Genomic DNA, 21,416 nt, shown 5'->3' with positions numbered 1-21,416 from the left:
AACGAAGCCCGTCCTCTGGAAGAATGAGCCGCATGGTAGACGTGGTGATTATCGGAGGCGGCCCGGGCGGCTACGAGGCGGGGCTGGTGGCGTCGCAGTTGGGCGGTCGCGTGACGATCGTCGAGAACAAGGGCCTGGGAGGCTCGGCGGTGCTGACGGACGTGGTCCCCTCGAAGTCGCTGATCGCGGCGTCCGAGGTGATGGAGAAGGTGCGGGGCGCCGAGGCGCTCGGGCTGCGCGCCACGCAGGGCGGGACGCTGCAGGAGAACGTCGCCGTCGACATGGCGGCAGTCAACGACCGCGTGCTCCGGCTGGCGTCCGCGCAGAGTGGCGACATCGCCAAGCGCCTCGAGACCGAGGGCGTGCGCCTCATCAAGGGCACCGGCCGGCTCGATGGCACCGAGCACGTCGTCGTGACGGCGGAGGACGGCGCCGAGGAGCGGTTGGACGCCGACATCATCCTGGTCTCGACCGGCGCACGGCCCCGCGAACTGCCCGACGCGATGCCCGATGGCGAGCGCATCCTCAACTGGACGCAGATGTACAACCTCACCGAGCCCCCGAAGCGGCTGATCGTCGTGGGCTCGGGCGTCACCGGCGCCGAGTTCGCGAGCGCCTACAACGCGCTCGGCGTCGATGTCGTGCTGGTCTCGTCGCGTCGCCAGGTGCTCCCCAGCCAGGACGACGACGCGGCGCGCGTGCTGCAGGAGGTCTTCGAGGCGACCGGAATGACGATCCTGTCCGAGTCGCGGGCCAACAGCGCCCGGCGCACCGAGGACGGGGTGATCGTCGGGCTGCAGGACGGCCGCGAGATCGAGGGCAGCCACGTGCTGATGGCCGTCGGCGCCATCCCCAACACCGAGGACCTGGGGCTGGCCGAGGCGGGCATCGAGGTCAGCGAGTCGGGGCACATCGTGGTCGACAAGGTCTCCCGGACGTCCGCCCGCGGCGTCTACGCGGCCGGCGACTGCACCGGGGTGTTCGCGCTGGCGTCCGTGGCGGCGATGCAGGGCCGCATCGCCATGTGGCACGCGCTGGGCGACGCGGTCTCGCCGCTCAACCTCCGCTCGATCTCGTCCAACGTCTTCACCGCGCCCGAGATCGCCACGGTCGGCGTCGGGCAGGCCGAGATCGACGCGGGCCTGGTCGCGGCGCGCACCGTGGTGATGCCGCTGCGCTCCAACGCCCGCGCGAAGATGCAGAGCCTCCGGGACGGTTTCATCAAGGTCTTCTGCCTCCCGACCACCGGCATCGTCATCGGCGGCGTCATCGTGGCGCCGCAAGCCAGCGAACTGATCTACCCGCTGGCGATGGCCGTGAATTCGAAGATCACCGTCGACGAGGCCGCCCAGTCGTTCACCGTCTACCCCTCGCTGTCCGGCTCCATCGCCGAGGCGTCCCGCCGTCTGCACACGGGCGGGGTGGACGAGTCGCTGTACTGATCGCTCGCCACAACCACGACGGCCCCGGCGATCACGCCGGGGCCGTCGGAGGTCAGGGGGTCACTCCGCGTCGACGATCTCGCAGATCGCCTCGCCGCTGCCGACGGTGCTGCCCGCCTCGGCGCTGAGGCCCTTGACGACGCCGGCCCGGTGCGCGTTGAGCGGCTGCTCCATCTTCATGGCCTCCAGCACGACGATCAGGTCGCCCTCGGCCACCTCGTCGCCGTCCGAGACCGCGACCTTGACGATCGTGCCCTGCATCGGGGACGTGAGCGCGTTCGTCGACGGAGCCTGGGCGGTGGCACCGCTGCGGCTGCGCTTCGTGGGCTTCTTGGGCCCGGACGCGCGACCTGCGGCGGGGGCGGCCAAGCCGGCCGGGACACGGACCTCGACGCGCTTGCCGTTGACCTCGACGACGTAGCTGGTCTTCTCGTCCTCATCGGACTCGCCCAGCGTGCCGGTGTAGGGCTCGACGGTGTTGTCGAACTCGGTCTCGATCCAGTTCGTGAAGACGCCGAAGTTGCCGTCCTCCGCGGTGAAGGCGGGGTCGCGCAGCACGACCTTGTGGAACGGGATCACCGTCGGCATACCGTCGAGGACGGTCTCGTCGAGGGTGCGCCGAGCACGCTCGATGGCCTGCTGGCGATCGGCGCCCGTGACGATGATCTTGGCGACCAGGGAGTCGAAGGAGCCGGGGACGGCCATGCCCTCGAGGTAACCGGAGTCGACGCGGACGCCGGGGCCGGTCGGCGGCACCCACCTGACCAGCGTGCCGGGGGCGGGCATGAAGTTGCGGCCGGCGTCCTCGGCGTTGATACGGAACTCGATGGAGTGACCGCGCAGCTCCGGGTCGTCGTAGCCGAGCTCCTCGCCGTCGGCGATGCGGAACATCTCGCGGACGAGGTCGAGGCCGGAGACCTCTTCGGAGACGGGGTGCTCGACCTGCAGGCGGGTGTTGACCTCGAGGAACGAGATCAGGCCGTCCTGCGCGACGAGGAACTCGCAGGTTCCCGCGCCGACGTAGCCGGCCTCCTTCAGGATCGCCTTGGAGGACGAGTACAGCTTCTCGAGCTGCTCGTCGGACAGGAAGGGGGCGGGGGCCTCCTCGACCAGCTTCTGGTGGCGGCGCTGCAGCGAGCAGTCACGCGTGGAGACCACGACGACGTTGCCGTGCTTGTCGGCGAGGCACTGGGTCTCGACGTGGCGCGGCTTGTCGAGGTAGCGCTCCACGAAGCACTCACCGCGTCCGAACGCGGTGACGGCCTCGCGGGTGGCGGAGTCGAACAGCTCGGCGACCTCTTCGCGCTTGCGAGCGACCTTCAGGCCGCGGCCGCCGCCGCCGAAGGCGGCCTTGATGGCGATGGGCAGCCCGTGCTCGTCGACGAACTGCAGCACCTCGTCGGCGTTCGCCACCGGGTCGGCGGTGCCGGGGACGAGGGGCGCGCCCACCTTGAGCGCGATGTGCCGGGCCTTCACCTTGTCGCCCAGGTTCTCGATGGCCTCGGGCGGGGGGCCGATCCACGTCAGCCCGGCGTCGATGACGGCCTGGGCGAAGTCGGCGTTCTCCGCGAGGAAGCCGTACCCGGGGTGCACCGCGTCCGCCCCGGACCGCTCGGCGACGTCCAGCAGCTTGGCGATGTCGAGGTAGGTCTGCGCCGGGGACAACCCGTTCAGCGCGAACGCCTCGTCGGCGAGCTTGACGAAAAGCGAGTCCGCGTCGGGATCGGCGTAAACGGCGACGCTGGCCAAGCCTGCGTCCGCCGCCGCCCGGATCACCCGGACCGCGATTTCGCCTCGGTTGGCCACCAAGACCTTGGTGATAGGCACTGTTCCTCCTTGAAAAGCCTGACGCGAGTGCGCGGCAACGTCCATCTCGGAGTCTAGGGCCACGACACCGTCAGCGTCAGCGTTTGGCGTCCCCGCCCCGGATTCGTCTTAGAGAAAGACCGCGATGGCGACGGGGATGATCCACAGGACGGCCAGCGCCTGCAGCATGCGGTCGTTGATGACCACGTCTTCCGGCTCACCCGCGCCGCCGGTGTCGATCGTCATCGCGTAGCGCAGCAGGGCCAGCGTGAACGGCGCGATGGACAGCGCCGTCCAGTTGACCCCCCACAGCGGCTCGTGGGGGCGTTGCTCGAACGCCCACAGGCTGTAAGACATGATCACCGCGCTGCAGGAGACCGCCCAGACGAACCGCAGGTAGCTGGGCGTGTACCGCCGCAGGGACGCCCGCGTGCCGGCCTCGGGACCGAGCTCGACCATCTCGGAGTAGCGCTTGCCCGCCACCATGAACAGCGACCCGAAGGACGCCACCAGCAGGAACCACTGCGACAGCGGGATGCCGGACGCGACTCCGCCGGCGATCGCGCGCAGCAGGAAACCGGACGCCACCATGGCGAGGTCGATGATCGGCTGGTTCTTCAGGAAGAGCGAGTAGCCGACCTGCAGCACCCAGTAGGACGCCAGGACCGCCGCCAGCGCCGGAGCCACCCACCAGCCCAGCGCCAGGCTCACCGCGAGGCTGACGACGGCCATGACGAGCGCGGTGGACGGCTTGAGCTCGCCCGCCGCGATCGGGCGGAACCGCTTCTTCGGGTGCTGCCGGTCGGATTCGACGTCGCGGACGTCGTTGACGAGGTAGACCGACGCGCTGACCAGGCAGAAAGCCACGAACGCCCACGCGGTGGCGCCGAGCACCCGAGGGTCGAACAGCCGCCCGGCGGCCACGGGAGCGGCGACCACGAGCACGTTCTTGACCCACTGTTTGGGCCGCATCGCCCGCACCGGCGCCGGCAGGATCGGGCGCCGTGGAACGACGTCGGAATCGCCGTCTGTCAGGTCGATGTCGGAGTCGGACACAAGCGGTGAGCCTAGCCTGCGGGTCGCCACAGGTCGTGCCACGCCACTCCCAGCTCGGCGAGCATCTCGCGCAGCAGGGGGACGCTGATCCCGACGACGTTGTGCGGGTCACCTTCGATCCCGCGCACGAACGCGGCGCCGTAGCCGTCGATCGCGAACGCGCCGGCCACCCAGACCGGCTCGCCGGTCGCGACATATGCGTCGATCTCGGCGTCGCTGACGTCCGCGAAGTGGACGACGGTGGAGCCGACGCGAGTGAGGTGGCCGGCGGGTCCGGCGAGGTGGTGGCCGGTGTGCAGGACGCCGGTGCGCCCGCGCAGCCGCCGCCAGACCTCCGCGGCCGCCTCGGGGCTGCCCGGCTTGCCGACGGCGCGGCCGTCCAGCTCGAGCAGGGAATCGCAGCCCACGATCAGGTCGTGGGCGAGCGGGCCGACCTCGGCCAACACCGCCTGCGCCTTCAGCGTGGCCAGCGTCGCGGTGGTCTCGGCGACGCTCGGGGCGCGCACGCCCGACTCGTCCACGCCGGAGACGTGCACGACCGGATCGACGCCCGCGGCGCGCAGCGTCTGCAAGCGCGCCGGGGAGGCCGACGCCAGGATCAGCCGCACGGGGGCGTCCTCACCGGCGGATCGTGGCGCGCCAGGCGTCCCGGCCGGGGTAGAAGGGCTGCCGGACGTTGGCCCAGTACGACTTCCAGCCGCTCACCTGGGCCCGGTTCTCGGGGGCGTGCGGACGTCCGCGCTCGCGGCGCAGCGACGACAGCACGACGGCGAGCGCCGCCAGCTCCTCGTCGGTGGGGTTTCCGCCGACGACCCGGAACGCCGGGCCCGGGGCCTGCTCTGCCTGCGCGGTCACAGCGGGATGTTCCCGTGCTTCTTGGGCGGAAGCTGCTGACGCTTGGTGCGCAGCAGCCGCAGCACGCGGACGACGGTCTCTCGGGTGGCGTGCGGATAGATGACCTGGTCGATGTAGCCGCGCTCGGCCGCCACGTACGGGTTGGCGAGCTCGTCGTTGTACTCCTGGACGAGCTGCGCGCGACGGGCGGTCGGGTCGTCGGTGTCGGCGAGTTCCCGGCGGTACAGGATGTTGACCGCGCCCTCGGCGCCCATCACCGCGATCTGAGCGGTCGGCCAGGCGAGGTTCACGTCCGCGCCCAGGTGCTTCGACCCCATGACGTCGTAGGCGCCGCCGTAGGCCTTGCGGGTGATGACGGTCAGCAGCGGCACGGTCGCCTCGGCGTAGGCGTAGATCAGCTTGGCGCCGCGGCGAATGATGCCGTCGTACTCCTGGTCGGTGCCGGGCAGGAAGCCCGGGGTGTCGACGAACGTCAGCACCGGGATGTTGAAGCAGTCGCACGTGCGGACGAAGCGCGCCGCCTTCTCGGAGCTCTTCGTGTCGAGGCAGCCCGCGAACACCGTGGGTTGGTTGGCGACGATGCCGATGGAGCGGCCCTCGATGCGGCCGAAGCCGACGACGATGTTGCCGGCGTACAGCTCTTGAACCTCGAGGAACTCGTCGTCGTCGAGCACAGTCTTGATGACCTCGCGCATGTCGTACGGCTGGTTCGGGGAGTCCGGGATCAGCGCGTCGAGCTTGCGGTCGTGGTCGGTGATGGTCAGGTCGACCTCGTTCTCGTCGAAGACCGGCGGATCCTCCAGGTTGTTCTGGGGCAGGTAGGTCAGCAGGTCGCGGACGTACTCGATCGCGTCCGTCTCGTCGGCGGCTAGGTAGTGCGCGTTGCCCGACTTGGTGTTGTGGGTGCGCGCGCCGCCCAACTCCTCGAGCGTGACCGTCTCACCGGTGACGGTCTTGATGACGTCGGGACCGGTGATGAACATCTGCGAGGTCTGATCGACCATGACGATGAAGTCAGTGAGCGCGGGGCCGTAGACGTGGCCGCCGGCCGCCGCGCCCATGATGAGGGAGACCTGCGGGATGACGCCGGACGCCAGCGTGTTACGCTTGAAGATGTCGCCGTAGAGGCCGAGGGAGACCACGCCCTCCTGGATGCGCGCGCCGCCGCCCTCGTTCATGCCGATGATGGGGCAGCCGGTCTTGATCGCGAAGTCGAGGATCTTGACGATCTTCTCGCCGTAGACCGCGCCGAGCGCGCCGCCGAAGATGGTGACGTCCTGGCTGAACACGCAGACCGGGCGCCCGTTGATGGCGCCGACGCCGGTGATGACGCCGTCGGTGTAGGGACGCTTCTTCTGCATGCCGAAGGCCGTGGACCGGTGCCGGGAGAACTCGTCGAACTCGGCGAAGGTGCCCTCGTCGAGCAGCGCGTGGATGCGCTCGCGCGCGGTCATCTTGCCGCGGGCGTGCTGCTTCTCGATCGCTTCGGGGGAACTGGGATTGACGGCGGCGTCAATACGGGCCCCGAGATCGGCGATCTTCCCTTGGGTCGTGTGGATGTCGATCTCCATGCCCCGAACATTATCCGCAATCGACCCGCTTGGGGCCGTAGTCGAGGACAGTTCTCGACGCGCCGGGCCTAACATCGGTCGGCGTGAGTGACTTCCTGGACGGCGCCTCGCTCGCCGCACGACTCGAAGGGGGCCTGTGGCGCCACATCGAGCTCGCCGAGGTGGTGCCCTCCACAAACGCCGAGGTCGCGGCGCGGGCGAAGGCGGGCGTGCCCGGGGGGCTCGTGCTGATCACCGGCTACCAGAACGCCGGCCGCGGCCGGTTCGACCGGGTGTGGGAGGCTCCGCCGGACCGCTCGATCGCGATGTCGGCGCTGCTGTACCCGCGCCGCGGGATGCGGGCCTGGGGCTGGCTGTCGCTGCTGGCCGGGGTCGCCGTGTGCGAGGGGCTGCAGGCGGCCACCGGGCTGCCCGCGACGCTGAAATGGCCCAACGACGTGCTCGTCCGCGGCCGCAAGATCTGCGGGATCCTGTGCGAGGCGGTCCCGGCGTCCCGGGGCGCGGCGGCGGTCCTCGGCATGGGGATCAACGTCGCCCTGCGCGCCGAGGAGCTGCCGGTGCCCACCGCGACCTCGGTCCGGCTGGAGGGATCGGACGCCTCCGGCACCGACGTGGCCGTGGCGGTGCTGACGTCGCTGGAGGACCTCTTCACCCGCTGGGACGCCGGCCAGTCTCTGCGCCCGCGCTACCGCGAGCACTGCTCGACGCTGGGCGCGCAGGTCGCGGTGCACATCCACGACGACCGGATCGTGCACGGGGTGGCCGTCGACGTCGCCGAGAACGGCTCGCTGGTCGTGGACACGCCGGAGGGGCGTCGCGAGTTCTCCTCGGGCGACGTCGTCCACCTGCGCCGGCCCGGTCGCTGAACTGTCGGACGCGGATGCGATACTCCGCGGCATGGACACCGACGTTCTGCTCCGTTACCTGACCGCCGCGCGCACGTCCCTGATCTGGAAGGTCGAGGGGCTCTCCGAACGAGAGGCGCGCTGGCCCCGCACCCGCACGGGCACCAGCCTCGCGGGGCTAGTCAAGCACTGCGCCCTCGTCGAGCACGGCTATTTCGGCGAGGTCCTCGGCCGCGACCCCGGCATCGAGGTGCCCGGCTTCGGACACGACGACGATCCCAACGCCGACCTCTACCTCACCGAGGACGAGACGGTCGGCGACATCATCGCCCTGTACCGCCGCGTGGGCGACTACGTCACGAAGACGGTGCGGGAGCTCCCGCTGGACACCCCGGGCCACGTGCCCTGGTGGGGGCCGCGCGGGGAGACGACGCTCGGGGCCCTGCTGGTGCACGTCACCTACGACGTGAGCCGGCACGCGGGCCAGGCCGACATTCTGCGCGAGCTCGCCGACTGCACCGTGGGGCTCACCCAGGTCAACGACAACCTCGGCGTCCCGCCGGAGGGCTGGGACGCGCAGCGCGCGCGACTGGAGGACGTCGCCGGCCGGTTCCGGTGAACCGGCGCCTCAGCCTTGGGCGAGGAACCCGTAGAGAAGGTCGTTGAACGCGGCCGGCTGCTGCACGGGGACGTCCGCCCCGGAACCCTCGACCACCTCGAGCCGGGCGTCGGCGAGGCGCTCGGCCAGGTCGGACGCCGCCTCCAGCGCCGGCCTGTCCTGGTCGCCGGTGACGATGAGGGTGCGCGCGGTGACGGTGTCGAGGCCCGCGTCGATGTCGAGCTCCTCGAGGTGGGCGAGCGTGTCCATCGTGCGCTGCTTGTCGATGCCGCGGCTGCGCAGCATCCGGGTGGGCGTGAACCGCAGGGCGAGGCGCTGCGCGCGCAAGGCGGACGCCGACGGCGTCACGATCTGCGTGCCGGTCAGCACCAGGTGCGACACGGCCTCGGGCGAGCGCGTCGCCGCCCGCAGCGCCACCGCCGCGCCGGCCGAGATCCCGCACAGCGCCATGGTCTCGACGCCCTGTTGGTTGAGGATGCCCAGCACGTCGTCGGCCGCGGCGTCCAGGTCGAAGGGCTCGGGGCGTCCGGGACGCGTGCCGCGCAGCCACGGCGCGACAGCGCGGAAGTCACCCGGCATGGCGCTCACCTGGTCCTGCCAGACCTGGGGCATCTGCCCGACACCATGCAGAAAGACGAGAAGGCGCATGAGCAGACGGTACCGGTTCCCGGCACTCGCGCGGCCGAGGCGCCTCGCGGGCAACACCGCGGGCCGAATCCGGTCGCTCTCCCGGCCTGTGGGACCATGGCAGGCGTGACCCAACCGCCGACCGAGCCCCTGCCGCTGCGCACCCAGCTGACGCGGTTCATCATCACGGGCGGACTCTCGGCGGTCGTCGACTACGGGCTGCTCGTGCTGGGCATGGCGCTGGGACTCGGGCACTCGCCCGCCAAGGCGCTGTCGTGGGTCGCGGGCACCGTGACGGCCTACGCGATCAACAGCCGCTGGACGTTCAAGGCGGAGCCGTCCACCAAGCGGCTCGCGGCGGTCGCGGCGCTCTATCTCGCGACGTTCGTGCTGCAGGTCGGCACCTTCAGCCTGATCTACGACCCGCTCGACGCGGCGTGGGGCCGGGCCGCGGCGCAGTTCGTCGGCTTCGTCATCGCCCAGGGCGTCGCCACGACCGTCAACTTCATCGTGCAGCGCACGGTGATCTTCAAGACCGCCTGACGGGCTGGGCTCAGGTCGCCGCGGCGCCCACCGGGGGCCGCCGCGGCGATGGGGGACGGATCAGAGAACCTCGACGCGCTGCGGCTCGGACAGGACGCCCGAGGACGACGGGGAGTCGCTCGGGTCGATGCGGAAGACCCGCTGGGAAGACGTCTCGGCGATGCACTTGACGACCTTGCCGTCGGTGAACTGGATGCCGGCGCCGTCGTCCGCGGCGTAGCCGCCGGGCAGCGTGCCGTCGGCGACCGCCTCGGTGTAGACGGGGACGCGGCCGTCCTCGCCGTCGAGGTGGCAGCAGAAGCTCCCCTCCACGAGACCCAGACCGCCGCGGACCGCCCGGAACTGCTGGCCGAACGAGTCGGTGACGAAGCCCTGGAAGACCGCGTTGCCGCCGGCGGAGACGCCGCCGATCACGAAGTCGTCGCCCGCGGCGTAGCGGCGGCGCAGCGCCTCGTCCACCCCGTGCGCCTTCCACAGCGCCAGCAGGTTCACCGTCGCGCCGTTGCCCACGACCACGAGGTCGGCCTCGGCGAGGCGATCGACGGAGCGGGCCGCGTCCTGCCAGAGGGTCAGCACCATGACGCGGACGCCGAGGGTGCCGTAGGCGACCAGGAACTTGTTGATGTACTGCGGGTCATCGGCGGACGCGGTGGGCGCGAAGCACACCAGCGGGCTCCGCTTTCCGGTCAGTTCGACCATGTATCGGTCGATGTTGGTGGGCGCTCCGAGGGGGGATGCGCCGAATCCGCCGCCGCCGACGGCCACGATGTGCGCTGTCATGGGGCCATCTTGACACGTTTCCCGCGCCGCGGGGCCGCCCCCTAACATGACCTTCCGTGACGTGTGTCCGAACGGTTGGAGTGATCGGCAGCGGGCAGCTGGCCCGCATGATGGCCGAGGCGGCCACCCCGCTGGGGTTGCGCGTCCGGCTGCTCGCGGAGGCGGCCGACGGCTCCGCCGCCCAGGTCGTCCCGCTCACCGAGGTCGGCGACTACACCGACCAGGAGACGGTGACGTCCTTCGCGGCGCAGTGCGACGCGATCACCTTCGACCACGAACACGTCCCCACCGCCATCCTGCGCGCGCTCGAGGACGCCGGCGTCGCCGTGCGCCCCGGCCCGGACGCCCTCGTCCACGCCCAGGACAAGGCCGCCATGCGCGAGCGGCTCACCGCCCTCGGCATCCCCGCGCCCAACTGGCGGGTGACCCGGACGCCGGAGGAGTTCATCGCGTTCGGCGACGAGATCGGCTGGCCCGTCATCGCGAAGACCTCGCGCGGCGGCTACGACGGCAAGGGGGTGTGGAAGGTCGCCGGGCCCGAGCAGGTTGCCGAGCCGTTCGCGGCGCTCGGCCGCGCGCTCGGACCCACCGACCGCGTGGACGCCGGCGTGGAACCCGCGGACGCGCCGGAGGTCGTTATCCTCGCCGAGGAGTTCGTCCCGTTCAGCCGCGAGCTGTCGGTGCTGGTCGTGCGGCGCCAGGGCGGGGAATCGGTGGTCTACCCGATCAGCGAGACCGTTCAGCGCGACGGCATCTGCCACGAGACCACGACGCCGGCGCCCGGTCTGGACCCGGCACAGGCCGCCGACATCCAGGCGTTCGCGACCCGCATCGCCGACGAGCTGGCGGTCGTCGGCGTCCTGGCCGTCGAGCTGATGCAGCGCGCGAGCGGGGAGGTCGTCGTCAACGAGCTCGCCATGCGGCCCCACAACACCGGGCACTGGTCGATCGAGGGCGCCGTCACCAGCCAGTTCGAGAACCACCTGCGCGCCGTCGCGGACCTGCCGCTCGGCTCGACAGCACCCCGCGCGCCCGTCGCCGTGATGAGCAACGTGCTCGGCGGTGCCAACCCCGACCTCGTCGGTTCGCTCCCGGTGGTGCTGGCCGACCCGAGCCTGCGCGTCCACCTGTACGGCAAGGCGGTGAAGCCCGGCCGCAAGGTCGGCCACGTCACCGTCCTCGGCGACGAGGTCGCCGCCACCCAGGACGCCGCGCGCCGGGCGTCCGCCCACCTGGAAGGAACCGACCATGAATGAGCAGCCCCTCGTCGGCATCGTGATGGGGTCCGACTCCGACTGGCCGACCATGTCCGCGGCCGCCGCGGCGCTGGACGAGTTCGGCGTCGCCTACGAGGCGGACGTCGTCAGCGCCCACCGGATGCCGGAGGACATGGTCCGCTACGGCCGCGACGCGCACACCCGCGGGCTGCGCGCGATCATCGCCGGGGCCGGGGGAGCCGCGCACCTGCCGGGCATGCTGGCCGCCCTGACGCCGCTGCCCGTGATCGGCGTCCCCGTCCCGCTGAAGTACCTGGACGGCCTCGACTCGCTGCTCTCGATCGTGCAGATGCCGGCGGGCGTCCCGGTGGCGACCGTGGCGGTCGGAAACGCCCGCAACGCCGGGCTGCTGGCCGTCCGCATGCTGGCCGCCGGCGACGAGGGGCTCACCGCGAAGATGCTCGCCTTCCAGGACGACCTGCGGGCCTCAGCCCAGGCCAAGGGCGAGGTCGTGCGGCGCTACGCCGCCGACGCCAACGAGGCCGGCTGAGCGGGCGTCCGCCTCACTACAGCGTGCCGGAGCCCATCACGCGGAAGACGTCCGCGCCCACGTCGTTCAGGAAGGCCTTGCCCTGCTGGAACGTCGGCACCCGGCTCATCATGGCCAGCAGGTAGTCGCGCCCGTCGCCCTCCACGCGGCCCATCGAGTTGACGGCCCACATGCCGTCGGTGCTCTGGAACTGCACCCAGCCGTTCTTCATCCACACCCGCACGACCGGGTGGGCCGTGGCGCTCGTCTTCGGCGCGCCGACGCCCCAGGTCTGATCCGCTTCCGTCTTGGCCATGAGGTCGAGCAGGTAGAAGCGCTCCTGCTCGGTCAGGGCGGGCGTCCCGTGCACGATCTTGTCGATCAGCAGGCGCTGGTCGGACGGCGTCGTCCACGTCCAACTCCAGAACTCGTTCTTGGGGTCGCGGCGGGTGTGCGTCATCTGCAGCTCGTTGGCCAGGGCCTGGTAGGCGTCCGGGCCGCCCGCGTACGCCCACAGCGCGTCCGCCGAGTCGTTGTCGGACTCGATGATGGCCTTGCTCGCCTGGGTCATCCGGTCGAACGGCAGCGGGCCGCCGTCCTTGCGGGCCTGCCGAAGCGCCATCGCGACGATCATCACCTTGGCCATGGAGGCGCTCTGGCTGGTGTAGTCGCCGCGGAACTCGTAGTCGCGCCCACTGCGCAGGTCGCGCAGCGCGAGGCCGAACTGCTCGGTGTTGCGGCCGTAGGCGTCCATCAGCTGGGCGAGTTGCTCGCGGACGGGGCCGGTGGGGGACGCCGTCGGCGTCTGCACCACCACCGGGGGGCGCGCGCAGCCGGCGAAGACGGCAGCCGCCGATGCGCCGAAGAGGAGGGTGCGCCTCGACACGCCCGAGCCCATGAGCACTCCTTCAGTCGAAAGGGACCGTGCCATCATGACAGACGTCCCCTTCCGAAAGGACACGCGACGTGCCCACCGCCGACACATCAGCCGCGCCCGCGGTGAGCGTCGTGATGCCGGTGCTCAACGAGGAGCGCTACCTCGCGGAGGCCGTCGAACACGTCCTCGCCCAGCGCTACCCCGGCGAGCTCGAGATCGTCATGGCGATCGGACCCAGCAAGGACCTCACGCACGAGGTCGCCGAGCGGCTCGCGACCGAGCACCCCGAGGTCACCGTCGTCGACAACCCGACGGGTAAGACGCCGGCCGGGCTCAACCTCGCCATCGCGGCGGCCCGGCACGACATCATCGTCCGCGTGGACGCCCACGGCGACCTGACCCCGGGCTACATCGCGACCGCCGTCGAGACGATGAACCGCACGGGCGCCGCCAACGTCGGCGGCCTGATGGACGCCCGGGGCCGCACGCCCTTCGAGCGCGCCGTCGCCGCCGCGTACAACTCGCCCTACGGGCTCGGCTCCTCCACGTTCCACCTGGCCCGCTCGCCCGAGGGGCCGGCCGACACGGTTTTCCTCGGCACGTTCCGCCGCGACGCTCTGCGCCGCGTCGGCGGGTTCGACGAGACGCTGTTCCGCGCGCAGGACTGGGACCTCAACCGCCGGCTGCGCGAGGCCGGCGAGACGGTCTGGTTCACCCCGGCGATGAAGGTCACCTACCGGCCGCGCTCGACGGTGAAGGCGCTGGCCACGCAGTTCTTCGCGACGGGGCAGTGGCGCCGCGAGGTCGTGCGGCGCAACCCCGAGACGGCCAGCCTCCGCTATCTCGTGCCGCCGGCGACCGTGGCGGGCCTCGCCGCGGGCACCGTCGCCGGCGTGGCCGGCCTGGCGTCCGGACGCCGCTGGCTCCGCCTCGGCTTCGCGGCACCGGCCGCCTACGCGGCGTTCCTGGCCGTGGCCACCGCGCGGATGCCGAAACTCGACCCGCAGGCGAGGCTGCGCCTGCCCGGGGTGCTCGCGGTCATGCAGCTCACCTGGGGCGCGGGCTTCCTGCGCGGGCTGCCGGCGGGGCTGCGGCGCGACCAGGGGCGCTGAGGGTCAGCGGGCGGCCCGTTCGGCGTCCGCGAGCCTGGCCAGCGTCGCCTCGTCCGCGTCGCCCTCGACGAGCACCAGCGAGCCGTCGCCGCTGAGCGCGGTCCACAGCCCCGAGACGGCCGTCCACGGGTCGTCGGTGTGGAGGAGGACCCGCTCGCCGGAGCCGGGCAGCGCGGCGAGTTCCGCGAACGTCACCTCGCGCTCGGCGTCGGCCCAGGCGATCGCGTCGGGGTCGGCGGGCTGCCCGGTGTGGACGTCCGGCTCGGCCAGCGCCGCGGAGCTGAAGTCGGTGACGCCCTCGGGCAGCGCGGGCAGCCCCAGCCCCCACGGGTGCATGGAGCAGGCCAGGGTGTCCGGCGCGACGGCGGCGAGGTCGGCCGGCCCGATGACCGCGACGTCCGCCGAGGACGCCTCGTCGCGTCCGGTCACCCGGCAGCCGACGCCGCGCTGCCAGCACGCCGGCGGCAGCAGCAGCCCCATCCAGCCGGCCGGCCGCTCCAACAGCACCGGCAGCGCGACCTCACTGTCGGCGTCCACGCCCAGGGCGTCCAACAGGTTGGCGGTCTTGTCCAGCCAGTTCGCCAGGCTGCGGGCGTTGAGCTCGACGCGCTCCCCGGCGGCGGGGTGGTAGTGGGTGAGCAGCGGCGACCCGGGGTCGCGACGGGCCCGCGCGGCGGCGCGTTCGGACAGCGGCGGCATGGGAGTCACCCGTTCATCGTAGGGGGCGGATACCCTGCACCCATGCGCTACGTGGTGATCATGGCGGGAGGCTCGGGCACACGGTTGTGGCCGCTCTCGCGACAGGGCACGCCCAAGCAGCTCCTGCCCATCGTGCACGGAAGGAGCCTGCTGCGGTTGGCCTTCGACCGCGCCACGCGCGTCGTGCCCCCCGAGCAGGTGCTCGTGGTGACCGGGGCGGGGTATCTCGACAAGGTGCGCGCCGAGATCCCCGAGCTCGCGCCCGAGAACTTCCTCGGCGAGCCCGTCGGCCGCGACTCGCTGAACGCCTGCGCCTGGCCGGCGGCCGTCCTGGCGCGCCGCGACCCCGACGCGGTGATCGCCCAGGTGACCGCCGACCACATCATCGAGCCCGTGGACGCCTTCGCCGCCGCGCTCGACCGCGCTTTCGCCCTGGCCGAGGACGACGCCGACGCGCTGGTGACGCTCGGGGTCGTCCCGACGTCGCCGCACACCGGCTACGGCTACCTCAGGCGCGGCGAGGCCGTCGAGGGCAACGAGGACGCCTGCCGCGTCGAGCGCTTCGTCGAGAAGCCCGACCGCGCCACCGCCCAGCAATACCTCGCGTCGGGCGACTACTGGTGGAACTCCGGCATGTTCGTCTGGCGCGCCGACACGCTGCTGGCCCAGCTCGCCGTCCTCGAGCCCGCCACCCACGCCGGCATCGAGATGCTGGCCGCGCACCCCGACCGGCTCGAGGAGGTCTTCGGGTCACTGAAGAAGGTCTCGGTCGACTACGCGGTGATGGAACCGGTCTCCCAGGGCCGGACGTCCGCGCACATCCTCGCGGTCGAGCTGCCCATCGAGTGGCGCGACGTCGGGGGCTTCGCCAGCCTGGCCGAGGTGCTCGGCACCGACGAGGACGGCAACGCGATCGAGGGTCTCGCCGTGACCCTGGACGCGTCCGGCAACCTCGTCCTCAACACGGCCGGCTCGGGCCATGTGGTCGCCGTCGCCGGCGTCACCGGCATGGTGGTCGTCCACACACCCCAGGCGACCCTCGTCACGACGTTCGACCAGGCCGAGAAGGTCAAATCGCTCGTCGGCCTCATCGCCCAGTCCCACCCGACCTTCGCCTAGGAGTCCTCCGTGGTCGAGAACGTCAAGCGCTTCCGCGAGCCCGCGGCCTGGATCGTGCTGGCCATCGTGGTCGCCGGCATGGTGCTCAGCGCCGTCCGGCTGGCCAACGCGCTCACCCGCGAGCATGTCCCCGCGTCCGAGGCCTTCCAGGATGCGGCGAACTCGGGGCTGAACCTCACCGCCTTGGTGCTGCTCGTCGCCGCCGTGTGCGTGTGCCACTACGTGGGGACGCCGTCGCCGAACGCCCGCCGGCTCGCGCTGTGGTCGGCGGTCACCGTCACCGTCGGCGTGGTGCTGACGATCATCGCGACGGGGGCCGGTCTGTCGGCGTCCGCCGGGACGCTCGGCGTGGTCCTTGAGGCGCTCGGCGGCCTGCTGTCGATCGTGCTGAAGGCGCTGGCCGCCGCGGTGCTGTGGATCGTGTACCGGGCGTCCGGGCGCCCTCGCGTGGAGGCGGAGCCCCCGGCGGCGATCGAGGGGGCGGCGGAGCCGGAAGAGGACGAGCAGCGTCCGGCGGCGGTCTGGCGGCCCAGCGAGGCGTCCGGCAGCGTCTGGACGACGGCGGCGCAGGCCGCGTCCGGGACGGCGCCGAGCGCCATGGGCACCGCGCACGCCGGGTGGCACGCGGCCTCGGCGGAACCGGCCGACCCGGCCGAGGCCGAGCCCAGCGGACTCTGGGCACAGGGGAGCGACGAGAATCAGGACGCCGCAGCGCGACAAGAAGATCTGTCGTCCCCGCCGCGCTTGCGCCCGACGGCGGGGCGCCAGGGCGCTGCCGAGGCCATCGGCTGGCGTCGGGCGACACCAGAAGATGGCGACACGCCGACGAATCTTGACAAATCCTGATCCGAAGCGGCCTTCAGCTTGACGAGCCTGGAATGACAGGCATGTAATTCAGTCATCCCATTTTTTGTGCCGGGCGGCGCGGAGGAGGAACTGATGCACGAGCTGCTGGTCGTCGAGTCCATTTCGGACGACGGACCCCTGGGGTGGCAAGAGAGCGCCCTGTGTGCCCAGACCGACCCGGAGGCGTTCTTCCCCGAGAAGGGCGGTTCGACCCGGGAGGCCAAGCGCGTCTGCCACTCCTGTGACGTGCGCGCCGACTGCCTCGAATACGCGCTGGCCCACGACGAGCGCTTCGGCATCTGGGGCGGGCTGAGCGAGCGCGAGCGGCGCAAGCTCAAGAAGCGCGCTGTTTAGCGACAGCTAGTCTCGTACCTTCTGCGGGACGAGTCTGCCCACATGGCCCTCGGCGCGGCGTCTAACCTTGTCCGATGTGAGCCACCCCGTACGTGAGGCAGGCGCCGACCCCTGGGCCTGGGCGCGAGCCGACGAGACCGCCGACGACGCGGCTTCCGGTCAGGACGCCGCCGTCACGGCCGTCGTGGTGACCCACAACGGGGCCCGCTGGCTAGAGGATCTGCTCGCGTCCCTGGCCGAGCAGACCCTGCCGCCGTCCCGCATCGTCGCCGTGGACACCGGCTCCACCGACCGCACCGCGGCTCTGCTCGAGCAGGCGCTCGCCGACGACCTCCTCGACGCCGTCGTCCGCGTCCCCGAGGGCAGCACCGTCGGCGCCGCGGCGCGAGCGGGCCTGGAGCTGCCCGGTGAGCCCGGCGAGTTCGTCTGGCTGCTGCACGACGACGTCGAGGCCGCCCCGGACGCCCTCGAGCGCCTCGTCTCCCGGCTGCGCCACAGGCCGGACGCCGATGCCGCCACGCCCCTCCTGGTGCAGCCGCACCGACGCGGCGCCCCGGCCCACGTCTCCGAGCTCGGCCAGACCGTCACCCGCTCCGGCGTCGTGCGGCCGGTCGTCGGGTCCGGCACGATCGACCAGGGCCAGCTCGACTCCGACGACGTCCTCGGCGCGAACGCCTGCGGCCTGCTGGTGCGGCGCTCCTCCTGGGACGCCCTCGGCGGGCTCAACGCCGACGTCGCGAGCGCCGCTCAGGGCGTCGAGTTCGGATGGCTGGCCGGGCTCGCCGGCGGGGGCGTCGTCACCGAGCCGGCGGCGCGGCTGGTGCACTGGGAGGCGTCCACGCGCGGGATCCGGGCCGGGGCCGCGGGCGACCCGCTCGTCGACCGCCGCCGCTGGGGCATGGCGCTGCACGAGGCCTTCCGCGGCCGCCCAGCCGGGCCGCTGCGCGTCGGGACCGGGAGTTCCGCGCTCGGGCGGGCGGGCGCCCGTCTGCTCGGCAAGGACCCCGCGACCGCGGCTCTCGAGCTCCGCGCGCTGGCCGCCCGCCGCCGCGCCGACGTGGCCGTGCTGCGCCACCGCTACGAACAGCTGGACAGCACGCCGGGGGACGTCGGCGCGCTGCGTCCGACGCGTCGGCAGGAACTGGGCCGCGCGTCCGACGACCTGTTCGGCCGCGTCGCCTCCTGGGGCGCCGGCTTCGCCGACGGGCCGCGCGGCGCGTCTCTCGACACCCTCACCGGCGACGAGTACGCCGGAGGCGGGGCCGAAGACCGGCGCACCCCGCGCTGGGTGGTCGTCACCGGGTTGCTGGTCGTCGCGGCGTTCGTGGCCGCGTGGCGGCTGTACTCGCCCGGCCCGCTGCAGGGTCCGCAGCTCCTCCCCGCGCACGATTCCATGGGGGCGATGCTCGGCGACGTCCTCGACCCGATCGCCGGGGTGGGCACGTCGTCCGGGCCACCGTGGCTGGGGCTGACGTGGCTGGCGTCCTGGCTGACGCTGGGGCACCCGGACGCGCTCGTCTCGCTCGTGCTGCTCGGCTGCGTCCCCCTGGCGTTCCTGCTCGCCCGCCGGACGCTGCGGCGGCTCGTCGCCGACCGCGGTGTCGCGCTGAGCGGGGCGCTCGCCTACGCGCTCGCGCCGATCCTGACGGGTGCCGTCGGCTCGGGGCAGTGGGGCGCGGTGCTGTGGACGCTGCTGTTACCCGTGGCCGCGCACCAGCTGATCGACTGGTGGGACGCGCGGCCGTCCTGGTCGACCGTGGGGGCGTTCGCTCTGACCGCGACGCTGATGACCGCGGTCGAGCCGCTGAGCTGGCCGTTGCTCGCGCTGTCCGTGCTGACGGTCTGTCTCGCGGGCCGGCGGGGCTGGCTGCCGGCGCTGGTCGCCGTGGCCTCTCCCGCGCTCGTGGCGGTCTCGCCGTGGGCGGCCATGGTGGCGGAGCGTCCCGGCCGGCTGTTGACCGGCACCGATCCGGTGTTGGCGCCGCTGCGGGCGCCCGACCCGTGGCAGCTGTTCTTGGCCCGGCCGGCGGTCGAGGGGCTCGCGCCCCTGGCGGTGAGCGCGGTCGCCGTGGGGGCGCTGTGGCTGGCCGCACTGATCGGCGTCGGACGCCGCCCCGCCCGGGCGTCCTGGGGGCTGGCCCTCGCCGGGCTGGGGCTGGCCGCGGCGGTCGTCCTCACCCGGTTCGTCGTCCCCGTGCCGCCGGACGGATTCGCCCGGCCGCAGGGCACGGTCTGGCTCGTGCTCTTCCTCGCGGGGCTCGTCGTCGCCGCCACCACGGGGCTGGACGGCCTGGCCGCGGGCATCAAGCAGCGGTCCTTCGGCGGTGCGCACGTCGCGCTCTACCTGCTGCGGGCGCTCCTGGCCGTGGGCGTCCTGGCGGCGGGCGCCTGGTGGGTCATCGGCGGGTTGGCCCCGCTGTCGCGCGGCGCCGGCGTCCCCGTGGCGCCCTACCTGCAGCGCGAGACGGAATCAGGCCTCAACCGCACCCTGGCCCTGCGCGACGACGGCGGCGACGTGCGATGGTCGCTGCGCGAGGGCGCGGGGCCCCGCCTCGGCCAGCCCGAGCGTGGGGTCGCCCTCGGCGGCCACGGCCCGGCCCGCGAGCTGGCCGGGTCCGTGGCGCAGCGGCTGGCGACGGGGTCGGCGGACGACCAACTGCTCGCCGACCTGCGCGCTCTCGGCGTCGGCCACGTCTGGCTGGAGGGCGGCGACCCCGAGCTGCGGACGGGCATCGCGAACGTCCCCGGGTTGGGCTCCGGCTCCGCGGACGCCACCACCGTGACCTGGACGGTGCCCGGCTCCGGGCGCGCCGTCGTCGTCGTCGGCCAGACCCGCACGCCGGTCGCGCCCGGCGCCCTCCTCGAGGCGGGCCCTGGCGGCCGCACCCTGACCCTCGCCGAGGTGCCGGACGACCGCTGGTGGGCGGCTGTCGGCGGCCGGCGTCTGCCACGGGCCCAGGCCGCGGACGGATCCGTCTCGTTCCAGCTGCCGGCGTCCGGCGGCGTCCTCGAGGTCGGCTTCGACAGCGCGGCGCCCTGGTGGGCGTGGGTGCAGCTCGCCGGCCTGGCGGGGCTGGCCGTCCTCGCGCTGCCCGCGCTCGCGCCCCAGTCGCACCGACCCGCACCGCGCCGGCTCAGGAGGGCCGCTCGATGAACCGGATCGCCGGACCCCTCGCCGCCGTGGCCGCGTTCGTCGTGGCGGCCGCGGTCGGTCTCGCCCGCCCGGCCGACCCCGTCCCGGTGCCGCCGCCGGCGACCGCCGGGCACACGAGCGTCGTGTGCCCGGTCACCACCGGCGCCTCGTCGGTCGCGGTCGCCGGCGCGACCGCCGACCTCCGTCAGAGCGGGCTGAGCGATCCCGGCCACGCCGCCGCCTTGCCGGACGCCGCCGTGCTGCCCGCCTCCGGCGACCCGCTGCGGATCGCGGGCCGGCGCGGCGCGGTCTTCGGGGCCAGCTCCGCCGCCGTCGGCGACCCGTCGGCGCCGGGGCTGGGCGCCATCTCATGCCCGCTGGCCCAGACGCAGGCGTGGTTCGTCGGCGTCCACACCGGCCCGGACGCGCGCGCCCACCTCGTCTTGATGAACCCGGACGCGGTCCCCGCCGAGGTCAACCTCACCGCCTACGGCGCGCGCGGCCAGCTCGCCGCCCCCGGCGCACGCGGTCTGGTCGTCGGCCCGAACAGCCAGCGCGTCGTCGACCTCGGCCCGCTGATGACGTCCTCGACCCCGCTGGCCGTGCACCTGGAGACGTCCTCGGGGCGCGTCGCCGCGACCGTTCAGCAGCAGTTGTTCGCGGGCACCCAGAGCCTCGGTACGGATTGGATCGCGCCGTCCTCGCCGCCCGCCGGAACAGCCGTGGTGCCGGGGGTCCCGGCCGGCGCCGGCTCGCGCGACCTGATCGTCGCCAACCCCGGCGACCGGGTGGCGCGGGTGCGGGTGGACGTCCTCGGTCCCCAGGGCGCCCTCACCCCGGCCGGTGCGGATTCCGTCGACGTGCCCGCGGCGTCCACGGCCGTCGTCTCGCTGACCACGGGGCTGCGCGGCGCCGGCGGCGCGGTGCGCGTCAGCAGCGACCAGCGGATCACCGCGGCGGTCGAGGCCCGCACGCCCGGCGCGGCCGCCAGCGTCGACTGGACCGGAGTCCCCGCCGTCGGAGCCGCCGCGGACGCGCTCGTCCCGCTGGGGACGCCGGCGTCCGTCCGGGGCACGCTCACGCTGGCCAACGGCGGGACGGCGCCCGTCACGTCGCGCGTCGAGGTCACCCAGGGCGGACGCCGCACGCTCGCCCGCGAGGTGACGGTGCGTGGCGGGGGATCGGTGAGCGTGGCGCTGCCCTCCGGTGCGCAGCCCGTCGTCCGGCTCTCCGGCGGACGCGTCGCCGCGGCCGTCGCGCTGAGCGGACGCGTCGGGTCGATCAACGGGGTGGGGACGGTCGCCGCGCTCGGAGCGGGTCAGGCCGCCCGGGAGGTCGCGGTGGTCAACGACCCGCGCGTCGGGAGCTGAGCGGCGGCGGGTGGGC

At 73.0% G+C, this 21,416-nt stretch carries 21 protein-coding genes; 12 read left to right on the top strand and 9 right to left on the bottom strand.

Going from position 1 to position 21,416, the window contains the following annotated elements; translation table 11 throughout:
• The first annotated feature begins 32 nt into the window (after positions 1 to 32).
• Complete coding sequence (locus BN1187_RS10725; RefSeq protein WP_097677331.1) at positions 33 to 1,442, top strand: NAD(P)H-quinone dehydrogenase; 1,410 nt, start codon at positions 33 to 35, stop codon at positions 1,440 to 1,442.
• Between the two features lie 60 nt (positions 1,443 to 1,502).
• Here BN1187_RS10725 and BN1187_RS10720 read toward each other — a convergent pair whose 3' ends face one another.
• The 5 genes from BN1187_RS10720 to BN1187_RS10700 form a co-directional block, all read right to left on the bottom strand.
• Positions 1,503 to 3,314: an acetyl/propionyl/methylcrotonyl-CoA carboxylase subunit alpha gene (locus tag BN1187_RS10720; RefSeq protein ID WP_052462608.1), complete on the bottom strand. Its 1,812-nt coding sequence runs from the start codon at positions 3,312 to 3,314 to the stop codon at positions 1,503 to 1,505.
• A gap of 63 nt (positions 3,315 to 3,377) precedes the next feature.
• Positions 3,378 to 4,304, bottom strand: coding sequence for a decaprenyl-phosphate phosphoribosyltransferase (locus BN1187_RS10715; RefSeq protein WP_235750656.1), 927 nt, complete (start codon positions 4,302 to 4,304; stop codon positions 3,378 to 3,380).
• Between the two features lie 11 nt (positions 4,305 to 4,315).
• Positions 4,316 to 4,912 carry a Maf family protein gene (locus BN1187_RS10710; RefSeq protein ID WP_040161574.1) on the bottom strand — a complete coding sequence of 199 codons (597 nt, stop codon included), beginning with the start codon at positions 4,910 to 4,912 and terminating at the stop codon, positions 4,316 to 4,318.
• 10 nt (positions 4,913 to 4,922) lie between these two features.
• A complete protein-coding gene (locus BN1187_RS10705) occupies positions 4,923 to 5,159 on the bottom strand; it encodes an acyl-CoA carboxylase subunit epsilon (protein ID WP_040161572.1) in 237 nt (78 codons plus the stop codon).
• On the bottom strand, positions 5,156 to 6,730 hold the full coding sequence (locus tag BN1187_RS10700) for an acyl-CoA carboxylase subunit beta (RefSeq protein WP_040161570.1): 1,575 nt from the start codon (positions 6,728 to 6,730) through the stop codon (positions 5,156 to 5,158). The genes BN1187_RS10705 and BN1187_RS10700 overlap by 4 nt, the downstream gene beginning before the upstream one ends.
• 83 nt (positions 6,731 to 6,813) lie before the next feature.
• Between BN1187_RS10700 and BN1187_RS10695 the strand changes: the two genes are divergently transcribed.
• Together BN1187_RS10695 and BN1187_RS10690 are read left to right on the top strand one after the other, a co-directional pair.
• On the top strand, positions 6,814 to 7,596 hold the full coding sequence (locus tag BN1187_RS10695; protein ID WP_040161568.1) for a biotin--[acetyl-CoA-carboxylase] ligase: 783 nt from the start codon (positions 6,814 to 6,816) through the stop codon (positions 7,594 to 7,596).
• Between the two features lie 31 nt (positions 7,597 to 7,627).
• A complete protein-coding gene (locus BN1187_RS10690; RefSeq protein WP_040161566.1) occupies positions 7,628 to 8,194 on the top strand; it encodes a DinB family protein in 567 nt (188 codons plus the stop codon).
• A 9-nt stretch (positions 8,195 to 8,203) separates the two neighbouring features.
• Here BN1187_RS10690 and BN1187_RS10685 read toward each other — a convergent pair whose 3' ends face one another.
• The gene (locus BN1187_RS10685) at positions 8,204 to 8,842 is read right to left on the bottom strand and encodes an alpha/beta fold hydrolase (RefSeq protein WP_082034653.1); all 639 of its coding nucleotides are present in this window, start codon (positions 8,840 to 8,842) and stop codon (positions 8,204 to 8,206) included.
• A 105-nt stretch (positions 8,843 to 8,947) separates the two neighbouring features.
• Between BN1187_RS10685 and BN1187_RS10680 the strand changes: the two genes are divergently transcribed.
• Entirely contained in the window at positions 8,948 to 9,364 is a 417-nt protein-coding gene (locus BN1187_RS10680) for a GtrA family protein (protein WP_235750655.1), read from the top strand.
• 60 nt (positions 9,365 to 9,424) lie between these two features.
• Here BN1187_RS10680 and BN1187_RS10675 read toward each other — a convergent pair whose 3' ends face one another.
• On the bottom strand, positions 9,425 to 10,144 hold the full coding sequence (locus BN1187_RS10675) for a Type 1 glutamine amidotransferase-like domain-containing protein (RefSeq protein ID WP_040161561.1): 720 nt from the start codon (positions 10,142 to 10,144) through the stop codon (positions 9,425 to 9,427).
• A 56-nt stretch (positions 10,145 to 10,200) separates the two neighbouring features.
• Between BN1187_RS10675 and BN1187_RS10670 the strand changes: the two genes are divergently transcribed.
• Together BN1187_RS10670 and purE are read left to right on the top strand one after the other, a co-directional pair.
• Entirely contained in the window at positions 10,201 to 11,400 is a 1,200-nt protein-coding gene (locus tag BN1187_RS10670) for a 5-(carboxyamino)imidazole ribonucleotide synthase (RefSeq protein WP_040161559.1), read from the top strand.
• Positions 11,393 to 11,911 carry a 5-(carboxyamino)imidazole ribonucleotide mutase gene (gene purE, locus BN1187_RS10665; protein WP_040161557.1) on the top strand — a complete coding sequence of 173 codons (519 nt, stop codon included), beginning with the start codon at positions 11,393 to 11,395 and terminating at the stop codon, positions 11,909 to 11,911. Before BN1187_RS10670 ends, purE begins: the two co-directional genes overlap by 8 nt.
• Positions 11,912 to 11,927: 16 nt before the next feature.
• On the opposite strand, the gene BN1187_RS10660 is transcribed toward purE, so the two are convergent.
• Positions 11,928 to 12,788, bottom strand: coding sequence for a serine hydrolase (locus BN1187_RS10660; RefSeq protein ID WP_040161555.1), 861 nt, complete (start codon positions 12,786 to 12,788; stop codon positions 11,928 to 11,930).
• Between the two features lie 68 nt (positions 12,789 to 12,856).
• Between BN1187_RS10660 and BN1187_RS10655 the strand changes: the two genes are divergently transcribed.
• Positions 12,857 to 13,879 (top strand): glycosyltransferase family 2 protein, encoded by a 1,023-nt coding sequence (locus tag BN1187_RS10655; RefSeq protein WP_040161553.1) that lies wholly within the window; start codon positions 12,857 to 12,859, stop codon positions 13,877 to 13,879.
• A gap of 3 nt (positions 13,880 to 13,882) precedes the next feature.
• Here the strand turns inward: BN1187_RS10655 and BN1187_RS10650 are convergent, their stop codons facing one another.
• On the bottom strand, positions 13,883 to 14,578 hold the full coding sequence (locus tag BN1187_RS10650) for a TIGR03089 family protein (protein ID WP_040161551.1): 696 nt from the start codon (positions 14,576 to 14,578) through the stop codon (positions 13,883 to 13,885).
• 42 nt (positions 14,579 to 14,620) lie between these two features.
• Here BN1187_RS10650 and BN1187_RS10645 point away from each other — a divergent pair, with 42 nt between their 5' ends.
• From BN1187_RS10645 to BN1187_RS10625, 5 genes are all read left to right on the top strand, one after another.
• Positions 14,621 to 15,697 (top strand): mannose-1-phosphate guanylyltransferase, encoded by a 1,077-nt coding sequence (locus BN1187_RS10645; protein ID WP_040161548.1) that lies wholly within the window; start codon positions 14,621 to 14,623, stop codon positions 15,695 to 15,697.
• Between the two features lie 9 nt (positions 15,698 to 15,706).
• Positions 15,707 to 16,543, top strand: coding sequence for a hypothetical protein (locus BN1187_RS10640; RefSeq protein ID WP_040161545.1), 837 nt, complete (start codon positions 15,707 to 15,709; stop codon positions 16,541 to 16,543).
• Positions 16,544 to 16,636: 93 nt separating this feature from the next.
• A complete protein-coding gene (locus BN1187_RS10635; protein WP_052462605.1) occupies positions 16,637 to 16,897 on the top strand; it encodes a WhiB family transcriptional regulator in 261 nt (86 codons plus the stop codon).
• Between the two features lie 76 nt (positions 16,898 to 16,973).
• A complete protein-coding gene (locus BN1187_RS14455; protein ID WP_147675110.1) occupies positions 16,974 to 20,051 on the top strand; it encodes a glycosyltransferase family A protein in 3,078 nt (1,025 codons plus the stop codon).
• Positions 20,048 to 21,400 carry a DUF5719 family protein gene (locus BN1187_RS10625; protein WP_052462604.1) on the top strand — a complete coding sequence of 451 codons (1,353 nt, stop codon included), beginning with the start codon at positions 20,048 to 20,050 and terminating at the stop codon, positions 21,398 to 21,400. The genes BN1187_RS14455 and BN1187_RS10625 overlap by 4 nt, the downstream gene beginning before the upstream one ends.
• The last annotated feature ends 16 nt before the right edge of the window (positions 21,401 to 21,416 follow it).

This window comes from Nigerium massiliense (genome assembly GCF_000826085.1).
Classification (GTDB): domain Bacteria; phylum Actinomycetota; class Actinomycetes; order Propionibacteriales; family Propionibacteriaceae; genus Propioniciclava; species Propioniciclava massiliense.
This window is presented reverse-complemented; position numbering and strand designations above follow the sequence as displayed.